This is a genomic window from Bradyrhizobium ottawaense, assembly GCF_002278135.3.
Classification (GTDB): Bacteria; Pseudomonadota; Alphaproteobacteria; order Rhizobiales; family Xanthobacteraceae; genus Bradyrhizobium; species Bradyrhizobium ottawaense.
Genome location: NZ_CP029425.2, coordinates 4,083,608 through 4,106,901, shown reverse-complemented (window position 1 = coordinate 4,106,901; position 23,294 = coordinate 4,083,608). Strand labels below are relative to the sequence as shown.

Below are 23,294 nucleotides of genomic sequence, written 5' to 3'. Positions count from 1 at the left end.
ATGGCGCGTAATCCGGCCAAGAATGCCGTCCCGGCCCTCACCCATATCGGCGCCTCCGGCGAGGCGCGCATGGTCGACGTGTCGGACAAGCCGGCGACCGAGCGGCTTGCGGTCGCGGAAGGCCGGGTCGTCATGACCAAGGCGACGCTCGATCTGATCGTATCCGGCAATGCCAAGAAAGGCGACGTGCTAGGCACCGCCCGCATCGCCGGCATCATGGCCGCCAAGCGCACCTCGGAGCTGATTCCGCTCTGCCATCCGCTGGCGCTGTCGAAGGTGACGCTCGACATCGAGCCCGACGCAAAACTGCCGGGCTGCCTCGTCCGCGCCAGCGTCAAGGTAACGGGTCCGACCGGCGTCGAGATGGAGGCCCTCACGGCCGTCTCGGTCGCCTGCCTCACCATCTACGACATGATCAAGGCGGTGGAGCGCGGCGTGCGCATCGAGGGCATCCATCTGGTCGAGAAGCTCGGCGGCAAGTCCGGCCACTACCGCGCCTGACTGCGCAATCCGCTCTATTTCGCCTCGCGCTGCCGCTCGCGATAAGCGCGCGTCTTCATCCGGTTGCCGCATAGCGTCGACATGCACCACCGCCGCGTCGATGGTTTCGACCGGTCGAAAAACACCCGCCGGCATTCCTCCGACGCGCACATCTTCAGCCGGTCCAGCGTTCCCACGAGGGTTGCGTCATGGAGCTCGATCGCGATGGCCGACAGGCCGGCGAGCGCATCCTCGCGCGCTGCTGACAGCGTCGCGCCACGGCCTGCGTGCGCCTCCACCCGCAACGGAAACGGCGCCAGAGCGTCATTGAGCGTGCCGAGAACGCTCTTGTTCCGGAGCCGCTCGCTCGGCTCACACTGCAGATAGGCACGCAAGGCCTCGCGCATCCTCAGCGCAGTCTCGAACATTGCGGGCGTGACATGGCCGCCCTTGGCGCCAAGGCCGCGTTCCCGCATCCAGTCCGCCAGGTCCTTCGGGCCGCCAAGCGCATCGCTCTCCGGGTGCTCCACGCCGAAATGCGTGAAGTGGCGAACATCGAGCGTGTTGGCGAAATCGTAGAGGTTCGCCAACGCGTCCGGAACCTGGAATTTGCGCGACTCTTTCGACATCGGAACTCCAAAGATTTTGAACACCAGTAAAACAGATTTACCGGTTGACAGCAAGCAACACCTGTATCTTATCTATACTGGTGTCGAACGATCCTTAGGGGTCGAGCGCCTCCAATCATCGGAATGGAGAATCGAGCCGTGGCCGACGCCCTGCACTATCTCGAACTCACCGCGGTCGCGGCACGCCTCAAGGCGCGCGAAATCTCGGCGCTGGAGGTGACGCGCGCGCAACTTGACCGGATCGATTCCATCGACCGCGATCTCGACAGCTACGTTCACGTGATGGCGGAAACGGCCATGGCCGAGGCGGAAACCGCGGACGCCGACATCGCGCAGGGCCGGTATCGGGGGCCCCTGCATGGCGTGCCGATTGCGCTCAAGGACCTGTTCTGGACCGAGGGCGTTCCGACGGCGGCAGGCACCACGCTTCATCGCGACTTTCGTCCCAGTGAAGACGCAACCGTCGTGCGCCGGCTCAAGAACGCGGGCGCCGTGATCCTCGGCAAGGCGCAACTCACCGAGGGTGCCTATGCCGATCACCATCCGCTGGTGAAACCGCCGAAGAATCCGTGGAATGCAAGCTACTGGCCGGGCATCTCGTCCAGCGGCTCGGCGGTCGCGACGGCTGCCGGACTTTGCTTCGGCTCGCTCGGCTCCGACACCGGCGGTTCGATCCGCTGGCCCTGCGCCGCCAACGGCCTGACCGGAGTGAAACCGAGCTGGGGCCGCGTCAGCCGCCACGGCACCTTCGAGCTTGCCGCGACGCTCGACCATGTCGGACCGATCGGCCGTAGCGCCGCCGACGCCGGCGCACTGCTCGGCGTCATCGCCGGACACGATCCGACCGACCCGACGTCGCTGGTCGATCCGGTCCCCGACTATCTGGCCGCCGCCGCACAGGACGTGCGGGGCTTGCGGATCGGCGTCGATCCCGCCTGGAACAGCGACGACGTGGACGTTGCGACCCAGCGCATGCTGGCGGATACCATCGATGCTTTCAGCGCGCTTGGCGCCGACACCGTCAATGTCCGATTTCCCGACGTCACGCAGGCGATCGCCGACTGGACGCCGAACTGTGCGGTGGAAGCTGCGGTCGCTCACGAGGCGACCTATCCCGCCCGCAAGGATGAGTATGGTCCGATCCTCGCCTCCGTGCTCGAGACCGGCCGCGCTCTCTCTGCTCTCGACTATCAGAAGATCCTGCTGCGACGGCTGGCGCTACGCGGCCGGGTGACTGCGCTGTTCGAGACCATCGACCTGCTGCTGATCCCGGTGCACCCGTTCCCGCCAGTGACGCTTGCCATGATCCAGACGCTCGGCGAACAGCCGGATCTGATCGCGAAGCTGCAGCGCTACACATGCCCGTTCGACATGACCGGTCATCCCACCATCACGCTGCCAGGTGGTGCGTCCGCGGACGGACTGCCGATCGCGTTCCAACTCGTCGCCGCCCATCTGGGCGAGGCCACGCTCGTGCGCGCCGGCGCGGCCTTCCAGCGGGTCACGTCCTGGCATCGCCGCCATCCTTCCCTCACCTCGCGGAGGCAGCATTGACCACTCGATCCACGCTCGCTCAGCGAAACATTTTCCATGGCTGGTTCGTCGTCGCGGCGGCATTTGCCGTCATGTTCGTCGGCTTCGGCTCCGCCTACACGTTCAGCGCATTCCTCGAGCCGCTCCAGCGCGATTTCGGCGCCTCGCGCGGTTCGATCTCGCTGGTGTTCTCGATCGCGGGCTTTCTGTACTTCGCGCTCGGCCTCGTCAGCGGTCCACTCGCCGACCGGTTTGGCTCGCGTCCGCTGGCCGTCGCCGGCATGATCCTGGTCGCGGTCGGACTTGCCGCCGCGAGCGCTGCCCGGTCCGTCGTCGAGGTCTATCTCGCCTACGGGCTCGGCGTCGGTCTCGGCGTCGGCTGCGCCTATGTCCCAGCCATCGGCGCGGTGCAACGCTGGTTCGTCAGACGCCGCGGCTTTGCCTCCGGGCTCGCGGTGAGCGGCATCGGGCTCGGTACGCTGGCGATGCCGCCGCTCGCCTCATTGCTGATCGCCTCGGTGGGCTGGCGCGGCGCTTATCTGGTGCTGGGCGCGATTGCGCTGGTGCTGGGCGGCGGGATGTCCTTGCTCATCGAGAACGATCCGAAGCACCGCGGGCTCGGACCCGACGGTGATCCGCCTCGCGATGCCGCGGGCGCCAACAACGCCGGCGGCGCATCCGTGCGCGAGGCCATCCGGTCGACGCGGTTTGTCGCTCTCTACCTATCGTGCCTGGTCTGCTCGTTCGGAGCCTTCGTCCCGTTCGTCCACCTCGCGCCCTATGCCCGCGACCACGGGGTCGCGGCATCCTCCGCTGTGCTGCTGCTCGGCGTGATCGGGGCCGGCAGCACCGCAGGCCGCTTCTTTCTCGGCGCACTCGCCGACCGGATGGGCCGCGACCGCGCGCTGATCATGGTCCTGACCGGAATGGCGCTCGCGATGACGATCTTCTACGGCGGCTGGGTCGCGGTGCTGCCCTCTGTGGTCATGGACTATTTTGGCGGACGCAATGTCGGCGGAATCATCGGCATTCTCTATACCAGCGTGGCGTTCGGCACGCTGATTGGCCCGAGCGCGGCCGGCTTCGCCTACGACGACAACCACAGCTACACGATGCCGATCCTGATCAGTGCCGCCGCGAACATCGTCGCGGCGCTGATCGTGGTGGCGATACTGGCGCGCAGCGGCACCCGCGCGATCAGCGCAGCGACGCGCTGATCGCGGTGAATTTGCTGTTGAGCTTGGCGCCCATGCCGTTCACGACGGTGATGATGGCCAGCGCGATGCCGGCCGCGATCAGGCCGTACTCGATCGCGGTTGCCCCACGCTCGTCGGCAAGGAAGTTCTTCAGGGTGTTCTTCATCGTTGCGTCCTCTCTGTGTCGTCAGCGGGCATCTCGCAAATCACGTGCCAATGCCGAGGCGAGGATCCTCAACACGTTAGATGGTTAGGCCTTGGTTGATTGTGGGATAGCCGGCAGGAACTGACCGGCACCCTCGAACGCCTTCGGCAATTCCTGCCCGCTGTATCGCGGACCTCGGTTGCATTTGCGCGCGGCCGTTCACACAGCGTTAACCGCGCTTCCTAACTTCGCCTCCACACCGTTCCCGTAAACCAACGGGTGTCTTCGGGGCCAAGAATTGATCCTGACGTGTGCACGGCAATGATCCAGCATGATGACGAGATTCGGCAGTCGCCTCTTTGACCACGCCTTCGTGCGCAGCGGACCGATCCGCTGGCTGGTGGTGGGCGGCGCCCTGCTGATCGCGGCCATCGCCATTGGCTCGGTCCTGATGGCGCAGAATTTCCGCGAGCGGGCGCTGCGCAACTCCAGCCGCGAGCTGGAAAACACCGTGCTGCTGCTCGCCCATCATTTCGATCAGCAATTGCAGGATTTCGCGGTCATCCAGAAGGACTTCGTCGATCACGTCCGCACGACCGGAATCAGGACCGTGGAGGACTATCGCAAGCGCCTCGCCGGCGAGGACGTCCACCGGATGTTGCGCTCGAAGATCGAGGCCCTGCCCTACATCGGCGGCGTCAACATCATCGATGCCGAAGGCAATCTGATCAATTCATCGACGGCATGGCCGGCTCCGAAAGTGAACGTTGCCGACCGCGCCTATTTTCGCACCTTCAAATACGATCCCTATTCGCCGGATGTCCTGATCGAGCCGTTGCACAGTCGCATCTCCGGCGCCTGGACCGTCCTGATCGTGCGCAGGATCGTCGGGCCGAACGGCGAGTTCCTGGGTGTCGTCGGGCGCGGCATCGAGCCCGCCAATTTCGAGAAGTTCTTCGCCTCCGTCGTGCTCGGCGAAGGCGCGACGATCTCGATGCTGCATCGGGACGGCACGCTGCTCGCCCGCTATCCCCATTCCAGCGAATTGATGGGGCGGAATTTCAAGAACGGGACGCCCGCGCAGCAGAGAGTCTTCGGCCTCGATCACTTCGCCGGACGATTCATGAGCCCCGTCGACGGCGAAGACAGGCTGATCTCCTCGCGCGCCCTGCCCCACTTCCCGATCCTGATGATGGCCACCACGACGCGCGCCTCCGCATTGACGGACTGGCGCGAGCAGATCGGCATCCTGATCTCGGTGGCCGCCTCTTCCGCACTCGCCATCGCAGGCGTGCTCATCGCGGTCGTGCGCAAGCTTCTGGAGCAGCACCGCCTCTCGCGGGAACGGCTGACGCTGGAAAAGCAGCGGCTCGATCGCGCCGTCAACAACATGACGCAGGGCCTCTTGCTGTTCGACGCCGAGCAGCGGCTGGTAGTCTGCAATCAGCGCTATCTCGAAATGTACGGATTGTCGGCCGAGATCGTGAAGCCCGGCTCGAGCTTCCACGACATCATCGCCCATCGCAAGGCGACCGGCTCGTTCACGGGCGACATCGACGACTATGTCGTGCGCGTGCTGAAGGGCGTCCATACGCGCAATTCCATGGTAGTCGACACCTCCGACGGCCGCTCGATCCACATCCTCAACGAGCCGCTCACGGACGGCGGCTGGGTGGCGACCCATGAGGACATCACCGAGCGCCGCCGGATCGAGGAGCGCATCACCCACCTAGCCCATTACGACGCGCTGACCGACCTGCCGAACCGCACCATGTTCCACGAGCATCTGCGCGAAGAGCTGGCCGCAGTCGGCAGCGACGAACAGATCGCGGTGCATTACATCGACATCGACGAGTTCAAGGGCGTCAACGATGCGCTCGGCCATCTCGTCGGCGACGAGCTGTTGAAATCGATTGCCGCAAGCCTGCGCCGTTGTGCCGGCCCGGCGGATTTCGTGGCGCGACTCGGCGGCGACGAGTTCGCCATCGTCCAGAGCGCGGTGACGTCGCTCGACCAGGTCAACGAGCTCGTCGCGCGGGTCTTCGCGGCCATCCGCGCGCCGTTCGACTGCATGGGCCATCATCTCACCACCGACGCCAGCATCGGCATTGCGCTTGCGCCGGAACACGGCACGGCGCTCGACCAGGTCCTCAAGAACGCGGACATGGCGATGTACGCCGCCAAGTCCGCCGGACGCCGCACCTATCGCTTCTTCGAGCCGGAGATGGACGCCAAAATCCGCGAGCGCCGGCAGCTCGAGAGCGACCTGCGCCACGCCATCGCCCAAGGGCGGCGCGATGGCAGCCTCGAGGTCTATTACCAGCCCTGCCTCAGCCTGAAGGATGATCGCATCACGGGCTGCGAGGCATTGGTGCGCTGGCGTCATCCCGCGCGCGGCATGGTCTCGCCGGCGGAGTTCATCCCGATCGCCGAAGATACCGGCCTGATCAACGAGATCGGCGAATGGGTGCTGGCGACCGCCTGCCGGGACGCTGCGAACTGGCCCGACGACATCCGCCTCGCCGTCAACGTCTCGCCGGTGCAGTTCAAGAGCGGCACGCTGGCGCTGAAGATCATGGCGGCGCTCGCTGCTTCCAACCTGCCGGCGAGCCGGCTCGAGCTCGAGATTACAGAGGCGGTGCTGATCCGCGACGACGACACGGCGCTGGCGATCCTGCACCAGCTCCGCGCCATCGGCGTGCGCATCGCGCTCGACGATTTCGGCACCGGCTACTCGTCGCTGAGCTATTTGCACCGCTTCCCGTTCGACAAGATCAAGATCGACCGCTGCTTCGTCGACGACATCGGCGGCCCCGACGGCTCGGCCAGCATCGTCCAGGCCGTCGTCAACCTGGCGGCCGCGCGCCGCATGACCACCACGGCCGAGGGCGTCGAGACCGAGGAGCAACAGCGTCTGCTCCGCGCGCTCGGCTGCTCCGAGATGCAGGGCTATCTGTTCAGCGCCGCGAAGCCCGCCGACAAGGTGCTGGAGCTGTTCGCGCTGCATCGCAGCCGGCTCGCCCAGCGCGGCGGCGCGAAAGCCCGTCGCCGCGAGGCGAGCTAGGTCGGACCTCGGTTGTCGGCACAGCGGCATTCCCAGAAGCTTTCCTCGAGACATACAACGCATGTCTGCTCGAGACGCTCTTTCAGGGCGTGTCGCGCGCGATGAAGGCGAACGGTCAGGTTGTTGACGGTCACGCCCAGATCGGCCGCGACGAGCTCCCGCGACTCACCACCGAGGTCCACCCTTCTGATCACTTCGGCATGCTCCGGCTTCAGCAGGGATAGATGGGTATGAAGGCACTCGCAGACCGCGGCATTCGCCGCGGCCTCCGGATCGGCTGCGAGACGCTCGTTGAGCTCATGCGGGAACGGCATCTCCCGCGTTCTGCTCTTTGATATCTGACGGTGAAAATCGGCGATGGTGGTCGCCAGGACCCTGCTCAACCAGCCTCGGACCGAATCCGCGTCGCGAATGTCGCCGGACCGCTCCAGCGCGCGCAGCATGAACGCCTGGAGCACCTCCTCCGCTTCCGCCTTCCCGCCAAAGCGTCGCTGCAGATAGCTGCGGAGGCGATCGTAACTGCCGACGAGGGCGGCACGAACGACGGCGTCCTGCGCATCCGGGGAGCCGACTGTCCGCACTGGCAGACTCTCGTTCGGCGATTTCATGACGCATCGTCCTTGCGTGACATTCGGTAGATTGCTTCGTTGGAGCGGGAACGCGTCAAATCGGTCACGGCGGCGATCCGCGGATGCGGCAGCCCCCGAACAAGAGTCGCGAAGATCACCGCTCGAACGTCGCTCACGCGGTCACCTCGCCTTCCGCAAACCGATGATCGCGACGTCGGCGTTCTTCCGCTCAACACGCAGCGCACGCGATCAACGACCGAGACCGGTCCTGTCGCATCGCGGTGTGCGAAGTCTGGGTGCGCATCGCCGTCATCCGCCGGGGCATGGCGCCCCTCGCAGACGTGCCGATCCGCGCTCAAACCTGGAGCGACGCAGTTCGATCTTCGGGAGCTATCTCAGGCGATGGGGGGCCGGTAGTGACGGCGGAACGCACCCGCGTCGCCGATCACATCAGGCTGCGCTTCACAGCGCGCATGGGGCACGACGAACTCCGCAATCGCGGGAGCTTGAGGCGACACGGCGCTGAAGCACAGCACCGAGCCGCAGCAGGTGGCATGCCGGTCGCCAGGCCGGCCCTGATCGTCGTCGCAATCCCCGGCCATCGCAACGTCATGCGAATGCACAGTGGCACCTTCATCGTGCGCGTGCTCATGCGCAGGCTGATCGGCCGGATGCTCGCATTGAATCGATGCATCCAGAGCGGTCGAGATCGCAAGCGACGGTGTCATCGAGGCAAGCAGATATGCGATGGCGACAAGCCATCCCCACCACCTTCGCCTTGGCTTTCTCAAGCCAATCATCTGTGCACCTACTGCCTCGACCCGGAACATATAGCTCTGGTTGAAGGGACGGCCAACAGAAAACGACACGCGCGGCATCGTCAATGCAAGAGCGACGATGAGCGTCGTGCTCTGCGCAGGATTTCAAGGTTCGGCGCCTCTATCCGGCCGCGCGATTCATCGCGAAATGAGCCTCATATTTTTTTGCCGAATTCTGTAATGTGCAGCACCCATCTCCGTCGCACGCTCGAACCGGTCAATGATGCTTCATCCAGCCGACGCCCTTGATGTCATTGAACGAGTCGGTCCTGTGGCACAGAAAGCATTGATTGACCGATGCGTGCTCCTGCCCCGTGATCATCCGGTCCATCATGACGAAGTGGCCCATATAGTGGCTCGGCGGCGCCTGATGGCATTGGGCGCAGTCCCTCGACGTTGGCGAGGGGTGCAGGAAGCCTGCGATTTTCCAGGACGCGAGCCCATGGCATTCCGCGCAGTCCCGTCCAAACAATTCGCGGTGCGGCTCCCGGTTGCTGTGGCAGCCGGCGCAATCGAGCTCCGCCCTTTCCCGCCGGTCGGACTTTGGCAGGCCCAGAAATGTCTTCAGGTCCGCCGTCAGTTGGTCGGAAGCGGGCCGGTCGAACCATGCCCCGCCGGGGGGAGGCCTTGCGATTTGCAAAAGTGAGGCGTGATCCATCCTGATCGGCCGCCGCTCGCCGATGTGCTCAAGATGGCAGCCGGAACATTGACCGCCCGCCGCGGCGTGAAACGCCGTCGATTGCTTGGCGAGATCCCCGGCGGAAGGCGCATGACAGGAGATACAGGCCACCGGATCGACGCCTCTGACCGGCGTGTGGCAGCTCTCGCATTTGTCGGACAGAAATGCATGCTTCTCGGAAAGCGGCCCTGGCGTCACAAGCCTCGTCCACCCCGGAACGACCTCGGAGCTGCCCCGATAGAGAGCGATCAACACAACCGCCGCGCTCGCGACGACCAGTGTCGCGACCACGGCGTAGAGCACGCCCCTGATCGTCACGCGAGCCACCGCAGCCCGTAGTAGACCTCGGCCGCCACATGCACCACGAGCAACGCATACATGACGATCGCCGCCATGACATGCAGCCCGATCCACTGCAGGAAGATTCTCTTGATTGCTTCGCTCGATCCGATCGCCGATTCGAGGTCGGAAATGCCATCGACGAGCTGCAGCACGGGCACATTCTGCAACGCCGATCCAGGCACGGCGGCCCCGTCGCGCACCACCCGATCGGACGACGACATCGCCGACGCCATGTGCTCATAGGCCGACCTCAAGGTCGCCAGATGCGATTGCTGCTGGCGCAGCTCCGTCGCGGTCTGCGGCAGGTAGTAGCGCCCGACAAATCCGGTGACGACTACGACCAGCATGCTGGCCACCAATGCGATCCCGAGCGGACTTTGAAATTTGTGGCCCGTGTGCAGAAGCGCGAAAAATGCTGCGACGATTCCTGCATAGGCGTGAAATGCCAGGAGCGTCGGCATCGACACGCATCGCGTGACCAGGGCCTTCAAACCCACGCTGTATTTCGTCATGGGATAGACGAGAAGAAGAATCATCAGCACGGCCGCACCGGCCCCGAGCACAAAGCCGGCGAGGCTTCCTGCGAACCTGATATCGGAGTGCAGCAGGAACGCCGGCACCAGCAACAACAGGGCCGCCAGAGCGACGTCGGCGATCAGGCGCCCTCTCCGATCCATCATGTCAGGCCTCAACGACCAGATCTCCGACCGATCTCGCCTGGCAGGCCAGGATCAGACCGTTCCCCTTGTCGTCCGCGGTCAGGGCGTCCTGGACTTCCATCGTGACGTTTCCTTGCAACAGATGTGTCTTGCAGACGCCGCAGACCCCGACCCGACAGGAATAATCGATCGAAACGCCTGCACCTTCGGCCACCTCCAGGACGCTCTTGTCCGGAGGCAGCGCCACAACCCTATCGGATGTCGCAAAGCGAATGGTCGCCGTTGCCGGACCTATTGTTGCAGCCCCTTGATTGCTCGCCTCAGTCGCCGGCATTTGCGCTTCGGCCGCGACTTTGCCGGGAGGTGGAACGGCGCCGCGGGCCGGCCCAAAGGCCTCCGTCTTGATCTGCTCGCGCGGCACGCCGAGCCCGATCAAGATTTTCCTGAGCGCGTCCATCATGCCGGGCGGACCGCACAAATGAACGCGTCGTCTGGTGAGATCAGGCACAGCCTGCGTCAGGAACTCGGCCGTGACTTGCCCCTCGCTTCCCATCCACGACGTGCCCGCGGCCCGCACCATCGTGGCCGCGACGTGCAGATTGTTCATCCTGCGCTGGAGATATTCCAGCTCGTCCCGGAAGATGAATTGCTCGGTCGTCTGCGCGCCATAGACGAGGTAGATCTGGCCGGGCCACGCGATGTCCGAGAGATACCGGATCGCCGCCATCAGTGGCGTGATGCCGACCCCGCCGCCGATCAGGACGACGCTGTCGGCTTCCACGCCGGTGAACGTGAAGGCGCCGGAGGGGCCTGCAACCTCGATGAGGTCTCCCGCCTTCAGCTGGCCATGCATGTAGTCCGACAGAAGCCCGCCGTCTTCGCGCTTGATCGTGGTCTCGACATAGGCGGCCTGGGCCGCGGACGACGCGATCGTGTAGGAGCGCCTGACGGTCTTTCCGTCGATCTCGATGGCGTAGGTCAGGAACTGTCCCGGCAGGAACGCAAAAGGAATCGCGCCGCCGTCCGGTGCCTGCAGACGGAAGGTCTTCACGTTCGGCGTCTCCTGATAGATCGCGCAGATCTTCAGTCTGCCCTTCCAGGAGCGGCCCGGTTCGACTCGTGCAGTGTCGCGATTTGTCTGTTGCGCAGGTGTCACCACGGCCTTCTCGTCCGGCGAGCTGACGGCCGTCGCGGATGGGACGGCCACGGCAACAGCCGGAACGGCCGCAGCGCGCGTCAGCCGATCGACCAGCGCGTTCGCCCGGCGCATGCGCGCGACATAGACGGCAATCAGCGTGAGCGAGAACAGCACCAGCAGCGCCATGGTCGTGACGTGAAACCAGGAGATTCCGTGCGTGCCGTCATCCGCAGCCATGGCACCGCGTTGGGGCAGCAGGTTCATCTGCGACTTGAACCACGCCTGCGCGATCTGCTGCGGCGGCTTGCCCTCGTGCAACGAACGCAGCGCGACCACGCCGCTCTGAACCGCGTTCAGGGACTCGCGAAGCCGCCGCGACGCCTGATCCGCCGCGACGCTATCGCCTCCGGCGATAGCGTGCCGCAGATCCATCTCGGCAGTCGCCAGGCGATCGGCCTCCGCGCTGATCCGCTCGCGCGCCTGAACCTCCAGCCTGCTCCGCTGCTCGGCGGACAGCGCCGGCATGTCCATCAATGCCGGGTAGAACTCCTTGCGCGGCCGGCCCATCATGCCGTCCATTCCACCCATCATCCCCGGCGCGGTGCCGCCGGGCGGCACATCGGCCGCACCGCCTGCGGAGCCGGACGCCGCGGGATGATGTGCGGCGTGGTCGTCCTCTGCCTGCGCCAGCTCCCAACGCTGAGCGACCTCCCCCGTCGGATGCGCGCGGCCGAGGCCGAAGTCCGATTCGGGCGCGGCGTTCGCCACAAGCTGGCTCGTCAGGACGACGAGCGCAGACAGGCCGACTCGACAACGAAGGGGCAGACCGAACATATCTCGCGCTCACCTCGACGATCAGAACGACGCAATCAAGGGCAGCAGGATCGTGTCTGCCGTCTGTTTCTGGCTCTCGTTCAATGACGCGTAGAGCCGCGTGAAGGCCTGGCGGGCCGACTTGATGGCCTCCAGACGCTCGGACAAATGCCGCTCGTAATGCTCCAGACGATCGGCGCTTCCCGACCTGTCATCCATCGCGAGCATCTTGCGCGCTTCCAGCAGGTGCTGCCGGCTCGAACGCAAGGCGTCGGCGACACCGTTCCAGTCGGCGGCCTGCTTGTCGCTGATCTGCAGCTCGGCCTTCAGGAAGGCGATCCGCCCCTCGATCCGCTCTGTCACATCCACGGGGCCGCTCATCGCACCGCAGCTGCCGGACGAACCCATCTGGCCGCGCATCATCTTCTCCATCATTTGCATCATCTGCATCATGCCGGAATTGTCCTGGCCTTGCGGCGGCATCTTCATCTTGTTGTCGTCGTTCATCCGACCGCCGCTCATGTTCTGCGGCTGCCCCGCTGGCTGACCCATGTTCATCTTGTCGCTGGAATCCGACGGGGCCGGCATCTTCGACATCTTGTCGTCATCCATCATCGCGGACTGCGTATGGCCAGCGGCGATCGCGGACGGCAGCCCAACCGGCCCCAGGGCAAGGACGGCAAAGGCGGCTGCGCTCAAGGCGAATTTTCTCGAAAGGTCCATGGTCTTTCTCCAGGGGTTTGATTCGGATGGTTCTCTGCTCATCGAGATCTGCGATGAGGACAGCGTGGGGCGGGTCAGGCCATATAGACGCGAAGCGCCGGCAACTCTTACGCACGGAGGTGTCAAAGGCCGCTGCGACCAACTCGGAAGTCGTCATTCGCCAGCCTCCCCGCGCTGCTCGGACGATCGGCTTCTGTCCACGCCTTTCGACCAGGTCCGGTAGTAGGCGACGCCCGTCATGATCCCGAGACCCGCGGCGCCAACGAGGATCTGAGCCAGAATTCCCTCCGATCCGAAATCGAGCAGGAAATGCGCGACGAACGACAGAAAGAGGCCGACACAGAACACGGACAGCGACTGCTGACCGCATCTGATCAAGGGTTGGAGCACCGGTGACCTCAGACCGGGCCAGTCGATCGGAATGAGCGAGACGACGATGAACACCAGGCTCGCCAGATGGATGACGCGATAAGGCCCCAGATTGGTCTTGTCGTTTGGAATGAAGACGGCGGCGAGCCCCTCGGGAATGTAGTCCCGCAGTCCCGGAACTCGTTCCGCCAGCGTCATCGCGAGCGCAAGGATCAGGAAGCCGCTACTGAGGACGAGCAGCGTGCGGGACGACAGCAGCCAGCGGCTTGCCGCCGCCCCTCCCAACGCCAGCCAGGCTCCGAATACGAAAAGCAGTTGCCAGGCGAACGGATTGAAATACCAGACTCCTGCCGGATAGGACGGCAGATTCAATTCGTAATGTCGGGCGGCCAGATAAAGACCGAGCGAGCCGATCATCACTGCATTGCGCCATCGCAGCATGAACCAGAGCACGACGGGAAACGCGGCCATCAGCACGATGTAGAGTGGCAGAACGTCGAGATTGAGCGGCTTGAACTTGAGTATCAGGCCCTGCGAGAGCGTCTCGACGGGAAAGTTCATGAGCGGCGCGACGTTGAACTGATCCATCAGATGAAGATCGTCAAAGCTGTGCGCGATGTAGTGCACGGCCGTGAGATAGACCAGGAACAACAGCAGGTGAGCGACATAGAGCTGCCACACCCGCCGCAGCAGCCGGGTTGCGCCGATGACGAAGCCACGCTCCATCATCATCGAGCCGAATACGAACGTCGCGGTGTAGCCGGAGATCAGCACGAACAGATCGGCGCCATCGCTGAAGCCGTAGTTTCGCGTCGTGCACCAGGCGAGCGCAGAATCTGGAATGTGCCCGAGAAAGATCAACCAGTTCGCCAGACCGCGAAACAGATCCAGTCGCACATCGCGCCGTTGCTTGACCAGCACCGACCTGATCGTGATCGTTTCCCACAACCGGAGAAACGCAACTTGCAAGGGCCGACCGGGGGCGTGAATGGTCTCGTCAGTCAACGGTGCGTTCTCCATCTCTGCGGTCAATTTTTGTCGGATCGCAACCGTGTCGCCGCTCATTCGCGCGGCACGCTAGGTTGCGTCATCGACGCAGGTTTGACGGACATCAAACCCGATCGGCGCACCAGCCAAATCTTTTTGTGATTCAAGCGCGTAATGAATCGAGGCGCCCGTCGTCCTCCACCGGAAGAGTCATCGGCCACGATATCTCTCGGCATGCTCGCGGGCTTTGCGCGCGACCTGCGATTTCTCGCAGCGGCGAGAATTTTTCTCTGTAAGAAGATCGACGTTTCTCGTCGCCTGCGGCAACACGGCGATCCGCGCAACGACGCTCGCGAGTGCGCGCGTCGACATTTGATCTTGCTCAACCTACACAATCAAGCTCCGGGTTTGGTTGCTGCTCGATCGAGCCACCGGGACTTGATTGACACCAACTCGACGAGATCAACAGGAGAAACCAGAATGAGTCACCGCAAGCTGATCGTCGCCGCCGCGATCATGTCGTTCGTTGCGTTGCCCGCCATGGCACAGACGAGCACGGCCGATGAGAAGAACGGCCATCACTACTCGGGCGGACCGAAGACCGAGGTCCCTCACCATATGGGCAAGAAAGAGAGCGACGGCGGGACGACCAGCGGATCTGGCGGCAGCCACCATTACGGCGGCGGACCGAAGACCGAAGTCCCGCATCACACGGGTCCGAAGAAGCAGCAATGACGATCGCGCAGTGATTCCGCCGCTCGCGAACGCCCAAAACGAATTCGCCCGGGAGCGGACATCCACTCCCGGGCGATATCGATCTCTGAAAGTCGAAGACCTTAGTTCGGCACCGCGGCCTTCGACGCGGGCTTGGCGGCCACCGCGTTGGCGGTGACGCCGTGCAGGAAGTCGTACGCGGCATGCAGGGCCTTGTCGTCCTCCTCCTTCGGCGGAACATAGGACTGCGATCCGGTCTGCTCGCCGCCCTCGCCGGCTGAGAGATGCCCGCGCATCTGGGACTCCGCCATGGTGTCCATGCGGCCCTTCAGCTCCGGCGGCACGTCCTGCAGGATCTCGATGTCGGGGGCGATGCCCTGGGCCTGGATCGAGCGGCCGGACGGCGTGTAGTAGCGCGCCGTGGTCAGCGCCAGCGCGCCATTGCCGGCACCGAGCGGAATGACCGTCTGCACCGAACCCTTGCCGAACGAGCGCGTGCCGATGATGGTCGCACGCTTGTGATCGTGCAGTGCGCCGGCCACGATCTCGGAAGCCGAGGCCGAGCCGCCATTGACCAGGACCACCAGCGGCTTGCCCTTGGTGAGGTCGCCGCCATGCGCGGTGAAGCGCTGGGTCTCTTCCGGACTGCGGCCGCGGGTCGAAACGACCTCGCCGCGCTGGAGGAAGGCGCTCGACACCGACACGGCCTGGTCGAGCAGACCGCCCGGATTGTTGCGCAGGTCCATCACATAGCCGGTGAGCTTCTCCTGCGGCACCTGCTTGGCGATCGCGGCGATCGCCTTCTTCAGGCCGTCGGTGGTCTGCTCGTTGAACGAGGTGACGCGGATATAACCGATGTCGCCGTTCTCGACGTGGAAGCGCACCGGGCGCACATGGATGATCTCGCGCGTGATCGCGACATCGAGCGGCGCGTCAGCGCCCTTGCGCACGATGGTGAGCTTGGTCTTGGTATCGACCGGGCCCTTCATCTTGTTGACGGCCTGCTCGAGCGTCATGCCCTGCACGGCCTCGCCGTCGATCTTGCTGATGAGGTCGCCGGACATCAGGCCGGCCTTCGAGGCGGGCGTATCGTCGATCGGGGAAACGACCTTGACGAGGCCGTCTTCCATGGTGACCTCGATGCCGAGGCCGCCGAACTCGCCGGAAGTGGTCTCCTGCATCTCGGTCCAGGCCTTCGCGTTCATGTAGCGCGAATGCGGATCGAGCGAGGTCACCATGCCCGTGATCGCGCCTTCGATCATCTTGGCGTTGTCGGGCTTCTCGACATAGCTCGCCTTGACGCGCTCGAACACCGTGCCGAACAGGTTGAGCTGGGAATAGGCATCGTCCGCGCTCGCTGCCGCCCGTGCCGCCCATACACCACCGTGCGGGCTGGCGACCAGAAGGGTGAGACACGCTCCGGTGAGCGCGCCCAGAGGGAACAGCAGGGTTTTCCGCATGGATGGGCTTGCCTTTTTGCTTGGCGGTTCGCTTGAGCTTGCTTGGGCTCGTCTCTCGAGACCTGGGAAGCACACTTGGGAGGCGCCATGCAATTGGCGATCCAATCCACTTTTCACAATACCATTCTGGTTTCTTCAAGGCCGGGATGCACCGCCGACCGGTACACCGCAAAAATCGCTTCGTTCGGGCCTAAACTTTTGGCAACGTTGCAGGACTGGCCCGCCCCCAAAGGGACCTAAAGGGGGAATCGGTGCGCCCGTCCACGCCGCGCAGCCATGCCATTTTAGGATGGTTTTGGAACGCTGGACGGGTTAGGCGATGACACAAGGCTTCAAATTCTCGGGAGGATAACAATGAACGAAGCACCCCGGATCCGGCCGGAACGGAACGTCGAGCTCGGCGCCAGCAACGAGCCGTTCCAAAACCTGCACGAATTCATTCGGAAAGCGCGGGCCAACCTCAACCAGAACGCCTGGGACTACATCGTCGGAGCCGCCGAGACCGAAACCACGATGCGCCGCAACCGCATGGCGCTGGACGAGATCGCCTTCCGGCCGCGGGTGCTGCGCGACGTCCGAAAGGTCGACGGCTCGGTTCAGCAGTTCGGCCGCAAAATGCGCCTGCCGGTGGTGCTCGCCCCCGTCGGCGCGCTCGAGATCTTCGACCCGGATGGCGCGGCGAGCGTCGCGCGCGCTGCCGGCACCTTCGGCGCGGCGCACATGCTGAGCTCGGTGTCCGAGCCAGGCCTGGAGCAGACCGCCGAAGCCGCACCCGATGCGCTGCGGCTCTATCAGCTCTATGTCCGCGGCGACGATGCCTTTGTCGCGGATGTCGTCAGCCGGGCCGAGAAGAACGCCTATGCCGGCTTCTGCCTGACCGTCGACACCGCCCATTACAGCCGTCGTGAGCGTGACATCGCCAAGCGCTACGTTCGCGAGAGCCGCCTGCGTGCCACCGGCGGCGATTTCCAGAAGGGCCTGGAGTGGCGGACCGTGAAGATGATCAAGGACAAGTTCAGAATTCCGCTGATCCTGAAGGGCATCGCCACCGCCGAGGACGCCCAGATCGCGGTCGATCACGGCGTCGAATGGATCTACGTCTCCAACCATGGCGGCCGCCAGCTCGACCATGGCCGCGGCGCCATGCATGTGCTGCCCGAGATCGTCGAGGCCGTGAAGGGCCGCGCCAAGATCATGGTCGATGGCGGCATCTGTCGCGGCACCGACATCGTCAAGGCGATCGCGGCGGGCGCGGACCTGGTCGGGATCGGCCGGCTGCAATGCTGGGCGCTGGCGGCGGCTGGCGAGGCCGGCGTCGCGCGGATGCTGGAGCTGCTGGAGGACGAGGTGCTGCGCTGCCTCGGCCTTTTGGGCGCCACGTCATTTGCCGAGGTCGACAAATCCTGCCTGCATCCGGCGACCGCCACCAACGCGCCGAGCGTGTTCAGCGCATTCCCGCTGTTCGACCACGATCCGTATCGATACTGAGTGAAAAGGACGCAATGACATCGCTCTCTCCCGGCAGCGCGGATGCGCTGCTGTTCGATCTCGGGCGCGTGGTGCTCGACATCGACTTCTCCAAGGCGATCGCCTGCTGGGCGGGACATGCCGGCTGCCAGCCCGAGGCCATCGTCGCGCGCTATGTGCGTGACGAGGCTTACCGGCTGCACGAGGTCGGCAAGATCAGCGACGAGGACTATTTCGCTTCGCTGCGTGCTTCGCTCGGCATCGGCATTTCGGACGCCCAGTTCCTGGAAGGCTGGAACGCGATCTTCGCCGGCGAGATGCCTGATATCGCCGAGCTGCTGCCGCGCGCGGCGAAACAGATGCCGCTCTATGCCTTCTCCAACACCAACCGGCCGCATGTTGACTATTTCTCGAAGGAATATGGCGAACTGCTCGGCCATTTCCGCGCGCTGTATCTGTCGTCCAGCATCGGCCTGCGCAAACCCGACGCGGAAGCCTTCGACCATGTCGTCGCCGCGATCGGCGTGCCCGCAGCACGTATCGTGTTCTTCGACGACCTCGCCGAGAACATCGAAGGCGCGCGGTCGCGCGGGCTGACGGCGGTGCATGTGACGTCGCCGCGCGACGTCGAGAACGCCTTGAAGGCATTGGGCATCTGACGATCTCCGCTCATCGGGAGGCGCCAACGTCGGGGCAGCCCTCCCGGAGCCAATTTTGCCCAAAATGAGGAACCAGAGCGCTTTGTGCATTTTTGTACGGAGTTCCGGGAACGGAATGGCCCCTTCCGGACTCTTGAGTCCGTTGGGACTTCTACACCGGACTTATGGACGTGCTGGGCAAAACCTATCTCACCAAGCAAGCCTCTCTCCTGCTTGAATTCGCAAGAACCACCTCGGATTCTGACCTTTCCGCCAAGCTGATCAGCAAGGCCGCCGACCTGAAATCCCAGGCCGATCCGCTGCCCGACAAGGATCAAGGGCCGAAGGCTCCCGACGTCGCGCTGGACGACGGGCCGGACCGGCCGAGCGGGAGTTGAGCGATGCCGGCCGTGGCACTCGTCATTCTCGTCCTCGCCATGGCCACCCTCCTGCCGATCGGCCTCGTTCTCTGGATCATGCCACGCCAAGCCTGAGCCTGCCTTCGATCCAGGGCCGGAAAGCGGCAAGATAAATCGTGCCCGCTCCGCATTTTTGCCTCTGCCCCCGCGCTCGGCTAGAAGACTGTCGGAACATTTCGTCCGAACGTGCCGAGCAGGAGTTTCGCCGTGGCCTTGATGCCGGTTTCCGACGCCCTTGCTGCGGTGCTGGCGGGTGCAGAGCCGCTGCCTGCAGAGATGGTTTCACTCGACGAAGCCTACCATCGCGTGCTCGCGCAGGACGTCGCTGCGCGGCGCACCCAACCGCCCCAGGCGATGTCGGCGATGGACGGCTACGCCGTGCGCGCGGCCGATGCGGCAACGATCGATTCCAGGCTGACGTTGATCGGTGAGGTCGCAGCGGGCCGTCCGTTCACGGAGAGGGTCGCCGCCGGCGAAGCCGTGCGGATCTTCACCGGCGGCGTCGTTCCCGACGGCGCCGACGCAGTCGTGATCCAGGAGGACACGATCGCCGAGGGCAAGCAAATAACGATCAAGGAAGCCGCGATCGTGGGTCGGCACATCCGCCCCGCCGGCGTTGATTTCCGCGAGGGTGACGTCCTCCTGCGCAAGGGAACCCGTCTGACAGAGCGCGATCTCGCCCTCGCCGCTGGAATGAATCACCCGCAACTCGCCGTCTGCCGTCGTCCGAAGGTCGCGATCCTCGCCACCGGCGATGAACTGGTGATGCCGGGCTCAACGCCCGGGCACGGCCAGATCGTCTATTCCAACGGCTATGCCCTGCACGCGCTCGCCCGCAGCGAGGGCGCCGAGACCATCGACCTCGGTGTTGCCGCCGATACGCTGGAGGCCACCACCGCCGGCATCCGCCGCGCGCGCGAAAGCGGCGCCGACGTCCTGGTCACGACCGGGGGCGCATCGGTCGGCGACCACGATCTGGTCCAGCAGGCGCTGAAGGACGAAGGCATCGCGTTGGCGTTCTGGAAGATCGCGATGCGGCCCGGCAAGCCGATGATGCACGGACGCTTAGGGACGATGAGCGTCATTGGCCTGCCCGGCAATCCCGTGTCGTCCTACGTGTGCGCCTTCCTGTTCATGGTACCGCTGATTCGCGCGCTGTCGGGCCGTTCGGTGATTCATCACCGTCGCGAGCGCGCCGTGCTGGGCCGCGATCTCGGCGCCAATGACCAGCGCGAGGATTATCTGCGCGCGCGCCTGGAGCTGCGCGACGACGGCACGCTCGTCGCCCTTCCCGTCAGCCATCAAGACTCCTCTCTGCTTGCGAATCTTGCTGCAGCACAGGTACTTCTCGTGCGCGCACCGCTTGCGCCAAAGGCCGAGGCCGGCAGCCCCTGCGAAGTGCTGCGGCTCCCCGTCTGAACTGCGCGGCCACACGCATTCGGCGAGTTTCGCTCTGTTCACGGTAAATTAAGCAGTTGCGGAACATGTATCGAACATATAGTGTCCGTTCATGATTTGTTTCGAGGATGTAGCGGCTTATCGCTGAACTCATCGTCTCGGAATCGAACGACATCAACCGGGGGACTTTGGTCGAGATGTTAACGCGCAAACAATACGAGCTTCTGCGGTTCATCAGCGAACGCTTGAAGGAAAGCGGCGTGCCGCCGTCCTTCGACGAGATGAAGGATGCGCTCGACCTGCGCTCGAAGTCAGGCATCCACCGCCTGATCACCGCACTCGAGGAGCGCGGCTTCATCCGCCGGCTGCCCAACCGCGCCCGGGCCATCGAAGTGATCAAGCTGCCGGAGCTCCAAGCTGCCGCCGGCAACCGACGCGGCTTCACGCCAAGCGTCATCGAGGGCAATCTCGGCAAGCTGCGCGCGAGCTCCAGCCCGTCCGCGGACGAGGGCGAGCGGCCCGTTGCGGTGCCCGTGATGGGCCGCATCGCGGCCGGCACCCCCATCGAGGCGTTGCAGACACGCAGCCACACCATCAGCGTGCCTCCAGACATGCTCGGCTCCGGCGAGCATTACGCGCTCGAAGTGCGCGGCGATTCCATGGTCGAGGCCGGCATCCTCGACGGCGACATGGCGCTGATCCAGCGCAACGAGAGCGCCGATACCGGCGACATCGTGGTGGCGCTGATCGACGACGAGGAAGCCACGCTCAAGCGCTTCCGCCGCCGCGGCGCCTCGATCGCGCTGGAGCCCGCCAATGCCGCTTACGAGGTGCGCATCCTGCCGCCGAACCGCGTGAAGATTCAGGGCAAGCTGATCGGGCTTTACCGCAAGTACTGATACCGGAGTCTTCAGCGCCTCGCGCGCGCCTTCGGTCGGCATCGCCGATCAGAGATTGGAGCGGATGATGGTCCGCTCCGGCTGGATAGTCTTTCTGGTTCTGCACAGATTGTCCGGCCCCTCCCCCTTTCGCGACATCCTCGGCAGGCCGCGGGAAGCAACATCGCTTCGCGGCCTTGCGAGTTCGAGGGGGACAGCCCAAATGCGCCGGATCGTTTGAGCGCAGCCGCAGCAACGCTGGTCGCATCATTCATGTCGGCTAGGACACGGCCGTGATCCAGAAAATCCGCAACAACCGCAATGCAGCGCGCACGCAGCCGAGCTGACGATACTCGGGCTGGCTGGTTTCGCCGGTCGTTGACGCGCGCCTGCCAAATGCACGGAAGCCGACTTTGTTCCTATCGAATTCGGAAAAGATGGAAAAGATAATGTGATCGGGGCTCGCGGATCCCAGCCGCAGATTTGCCTACAACCAAGCAGACCGTCACGTGCTTCCACTCTGGTAGGGGCCTGCGCCTCCAAAAGGGGTGCGGGTCGCTATCTCTGCATAGAGGAGCACCCGATGTGTGACTACAGCCTGCATGCCGTCGCGACGCGCCCCGCAGAAGTCGGCGAGACGATCGTCACGACAACATTCCGCGGCACCTCGACGCGCGGCTTCGCCTCCGAAGCCGATCTCTCCGTCGCGGTCTGCCTGCTGCCGGGAACGGAGCTCGCCTTCGCCGATAACGTCCGTTACGACAACCGCTGGATCTGGACGCGCACCGTCAACTCCCGCGTCGGCAAGTTCGGCAAGATCGATCCGCACATTCCCGATCGCCATCATGATGCGATCGAATTCCCGGACGGCAAATCCGTGCTGGTGACGCAGCTCGTCGAGGGCCAGCGCGCAACCGTGCTGCAACTGCCGGTGACCCAGCCGATCGGCGAGCGCGAGCACAAGCCGCAGATCATCGCCGACAGTCGCCCGACGGTCACGCGACTGCCGATCGGCTGACGCCCTCCGGCCCGGCGGGTCCGGGGCCAGGATTGAAATGCCGTCGCCGGCCGATGCCGGCGAGCCCGGTGGGTTTGTGTTTCACGAAATTCGATCGGCGAGCGCCGCCGCACCTCGTCGCCGCACGAAGTTTGGGCCGTCCTGCCTGAATTTTGAACCTCCGCTCCGCAGCCAAATGACCGATGCTGTCGTGGTTTGAGGCGGCGGACACGCTCGATGAAAACCTTTATTCGCGTCGTTGAACTCTGGGTGCCTGACCGGACGCGCATGCGGCTGGAATTCGGCGGCGGCCTCTACGACGAAGGGCTGTCCGCGTTCAAGGCCGTCAGCGAAGATCTGCACTTCGGATATGACGAGGGGCTTCCAGGCAAGGCCTGGGCCTGCGGCCATCCCGTCATCCTCACGAAATTCGCCAACTCCTATTTCAAGCGGACCGATCAGGCCGTCGCCGCCGGCCTCACCTGCGGCGTGGCGGTGCCGGTGTTTGCAGGCGAATTTCTGCAAGCCGTGATGGTGCTGTTCTGCGGCGACGACGAGGCGCATGTCGGCGCGATCGAACTCTGGCACAACGATCCTGATCTCTCCCACGAGATGGGCCTCGTCGACGGCTATTACGGCGCGGCGGACATGTTCGAATTCAACTCGCGCCACACTAAATTTCCTCGCGGCTTCGGACTTCCCGGACGCACCTGGAAGGCGGGCCTGCCGCTGATCATCAAGGACCTGCACGACGCCAAGAGCTTCCTGCGCTGGGAGGACGCAGCCAAGGTCGGGATCAATCTGGGTGTCGGCGTGCCCTACCGAACCGGCACCGACCAAACCTGGGTCCTGACTTTCCTCTCCGCGCAGGCAACGCCGATTGCGCGACGCTTCGAGATCTGGGTCCCGAACGAGGCCCGTTCGGCGCTGGTCTTTCGCGCCGGCGATTGCAGCGCGCAGACCGACCTTGCCGCCCGCTATGCCGCCAATTCCATTGCCAGGGGCGAAGGCAGCATCGGCGGCGCCTGGGCCGCCGGCATGCCCGCGCTCAACGACGATCTCACTCATGACGGCTCGATCGCGGGCTCTGAGGCCTGCGCAGCCGGGCTGAGCCGAATGGTGGCCCTGCCGGTCATCGGCAAGGCAAAGCTCGAAGCCGTGCTGGCCTGGTATCTGTAA

The 23,294-nt window shown here is 64.5% G+C and carries 22 protein-coding genes; 12 read left to right on the top strand and 10 right to left on the bottom strand.

The genetic code is table 11. The annotated features are described in order from the left end of the window. Positions 1-501, top strand: coding sequence for a cyclic pyranopterin monophosphate synthase MoaC (moaC, locus tag CIT37_RS19640; protein ID WP_095424086.1), 501 nt, complete (start codon positions 1-3; stop codon positions 499-501). A gap of 14 nt (positions 502-515) precedes the next feature. Here moaC and CIT37_RS19635 read toward each other — a convergent pair whose 3' ends face one another. After that, positions 516-1,109: a CGNR zinc finger domain-containing protein gene (locus tag CIT37_RS19635; RefSeq protein WP_028141575.1), complete on the bottom strand. Its 594-nt coding sequence runs from the start codon at positions 1,107-1,109 to the stop codon at positions 516-518. A gap of 138 nt (positions 1,110-1,247) precedes the next feature. Between CIT37_RS19635 and CIT37_RS19630 the strand changes: the two genes are divergently transcribed. Both CIT37_RS19630 and CIT37_RS19625 read left to right on the top strand, forming a co-directional pair. Next, on the top strand, positions 1,248-2,663 hold the full coding sequence (locus tag CIT37_RS19630) for an amidase (protein WP_095424306.1): 1,416 nt from the start codon (positions 1,248-1,250) through the stop codon (positions 2,661-2,663). After that, positions 2,660-3,859, top strand: a complete 1,200-nt coding sequence (locus CIT37_RS19625; protein ID WP_095424085.1) for an MFS transporter — start codon at positions 2,660-2,662, stop codon at positions 3,857-3,859. Before CIT37_RS19630 ends, CIT37_RS19625 begins: the two co-directional genes overlap by 4 nt. Here CIT37_RS19625 and CIT37_RS19620 read toward each other — a convergent pair. Next, positions 3,840-4,004, bottom strand: a complete 165-nt coding sequence (locus CIT37_RS19620; RefSeq protein ID WP_018320265.1) for a Flp family type IVb pilin — start codon at positions 4,002-4,004, stop codon at positions 3,840-3,842. The genes CIT37_RS19625 and CIT37_RS19620 overlap by 20 nt on opposite strands. Positions 4,005-4,314: 310 nt before the next feature. On the opposite strand from CIT37_RS19620, the gene CIT37_RS19615 reads away from it, so the two are divergent. Further along, a complete protein-coding gene (locus CIT37_RS19615) occupies positions 4,315-7,047 on the top strand; it encodes a bifunctional diguanylate cyclase/phosphodiesterase (RefSeq protein WP_095424084.1) in 2,733 nt (910 codons plus the stop codon). Here the strand turns inward: CIT37_RS19615 and CIT37_RS19610 are convergent. The 7 genes from CIT37_RS19610 to CIT37_RS19580 all read right to left on the bottom strand — a co-directional run bounded on the left by CIT37_RS19610 (position 7,044) and on the right by CIT37_RS19580 (position 14,162). After that, positions 7,044-7,655: an RNA polymerase sigma factor gene (locus tag CIT37_RS19610; RefSeq protein WP_028141570.1), complete on the bottom strand. Its 612-nt coding sequence runs from the start codon at positions 7,653-7,655 to the stop codon at positions 7,044-7,046. The genes CIT37_RS19615 and CIT37_RS19610 overlap by 4 nt on opposite strands. Before the next feature lie 356 nt (positions 7,656-8,011). Next, positions 8,012-8,485: a hypothetical protein gene (locus CIT37_RS19605; protein WP_131233093.1), complete on the bottom strand. Its 474-nt coding sequence runs from the start codon at positions 8,483-8,485 to the stop codon at positions 8,012-8,014. A 166-nt stretch (positions 8,486-8,651) separates the two neighbouring features. Then, positions 8,652-9,431, bottom strand: coding sequence for a cytochrome c3 family protein (locus CIT37_RS19600; RefSeq protein WP_161966437.1), 780 nt, complete (start codon positions 9,429-9,431; stop codon positions 8,652-8,654). Continuing rightward, positions 9,428-10,135 (bottom strand): iron reductase, encoded by a 708-nt coding sequence (locus tag CIT37_RS19595; RefSeq protein ID WP_028141567.1) that lies wholly within the window; start codon positions 10,133-10,135, stop codon positions 9,428-9,430. The genes CIT37_RS19600 and CIT37_RS19595 overlap by 4 nt, the downstream gene beginning before the upstream one ends. A gap of 1 nt (position 10,136) precedes the next feature. Beyond that, complete coding sequence (locus tag CIT37_RS19590) at positions 10,137-12,086, bottom strand: FAD-binding oxidoreductase (protein WP_095424082.1); 1,950 nt, start codon at positions 12,084-12,086, stop codon at positions 10,137-10,139. A 21-nt stretch (positions 12,087-12,107) separates the two neighbouring features. Then, a complete protein-coding gene (locus tag CIT37_RS19585) occupies positions 12,108-12,788 on the bottom strand; it encodes a Spy/CpxP family protein refolding chaperone (RefSeq protein WP_161966436.1) in 681 nt (226 codons plus the stop codon). Positions 12,789-12,941: 153 nt separating this feature from the next. After that, on the bottom strand, positions 12,942-14,162 hold the full coding sequence (locus CIT37_RS19580; protein WP_095424305.1) for an OpgC domain-containing protein: 1,221 nt from the start codon (positions 14,160-14,162) through the stop codon (positions 12,942-12,944). A 462-nt stretch (positions 14,163-14,624) separates the two neighbouring features. On the opposite strand from CIT37_RS19580, the gene CIT37_RS19575 reads away from it, so the two are divergent. Continuing rightward, positions 14,625-14,879 carry a hypothetical protein gene (locus tag CIT37_RS19575; RefSeq protein WP_028141563.1) on the top strand — a complete coding sequence of 85 codons (255 nt, stop codon included), beginning with the start codon at positions 14,625-14,627 and terminating at the stop codon, positions 14,877-14,879. A gap of 101 nt (positions 14,880-14,980) precedes the next feature. Here the strand turns inward: CIT37_RS19575 and CIT37_RS19570 are convergent, their stop codons facing one another. Further along, positions 14,981-16,318 (bottom strand): S41 family peptidase, encoded by a 1,338-nt coding sequence (locus CIT37_RS19570; RefSeq protein WP_028141562.1) that lies wholly within the window; start codon positions 16,316-16,318, stop codon positions 14,981-14,983. Between the two features lie 354 nt (positions 16,319-16,672). On the opposite strand from CIT37_RS19570, the gene CIT37_RS19565 reads away from it, so the two are divergent. The 7 genes from CIT37_RS19565 (at position 16,673) to CIT37_RS19535 (ending at position 23,294) form a co-directional block, all read left to right on the top strand. Beyond that, complete coding sequence (locus CIT37_RS19565) at positions 16,673-17,806, top strand: alpha-hydroxy acid oxidase (protein WP_095424081.1); 1,134 nt, start codon at positions 16,673-16,675, stop codon at positions 17,804-17,806. A gap of 14 nt (positions 17,807-17,820) precedes the next feature. Continuing rightward, on the top strand, positions 17,821-18,444 hold the full coding sequence (locus tag CIT37_RS19560) for an HAD-IA family hydrolase (RefSeq protein WP_028141560.1): 624 nt from the start codon (positions 17,821-17,823) through the stop codon (positions 18,442-18,444). Between the two features lie 170 nt (positions 18,445-18,614). Further along, positions 18,615-18,821 (top strand): hypothetical protein, encoded by a 207-nt coding sequence (locus CIT37_RS19555; protein WP_091965798.1) that lies wholly within the window; start codon positions 18,615-18,617, stop codon positions 18,819-18,821. A gap of 228 nt (positions 18,822-19,049) precedes the next feature. Beyond that, positions 19,050-20,261, top strand: coding sequence for a molybdopterin molybdotransferase MoeA (locus CIT37_RS19550; protein ID WP_095424080.1), 1,212 nt, complete (start codon positions 19,050-19,052; stop codon positions 20,259-20,261). A 176-nt stretch (positions 20,262-20,437) separates the two neighbouring features. Beyond that, on the top strand, positions 20,438-21,139 hold the full coding sequence (lexA, locus tag CIT37_RS19545) for a transcriptional repressor LexA (RefSeq protein ID WP_026202323.1): 702 nt from the start codon (positions 20,438-20,440) through the stop codon (positions 21,137-21,139). A 562-nt stretch (positions 21,140-21,701) separates the two neighbouring features. Further along, positions 21,702-22,136 (top strand): hypothetical protein, encoded by a 435-nt coding sequence (locus CIT37_RS19540; RefSeq protein ID WP_028141557.1) that lies wholly within the window; start codon positions 21,702-21,704, stop codon positions 22,134-22,136. A 216-nt stretch (positions 22,137-22,352) separates the two neighbouring features. After that, positions 22,353-23,294 carry a GAF domain-containing protein gene (locus CIT37_RS19535; protein WP_095424079.1) on the top strand — a complete coding sequence of 314 codons (942 nt, stop codon included), beginning with the start codon at positions 22,353-22,355 and terminating at the stop codon, positions 23,292-23,294.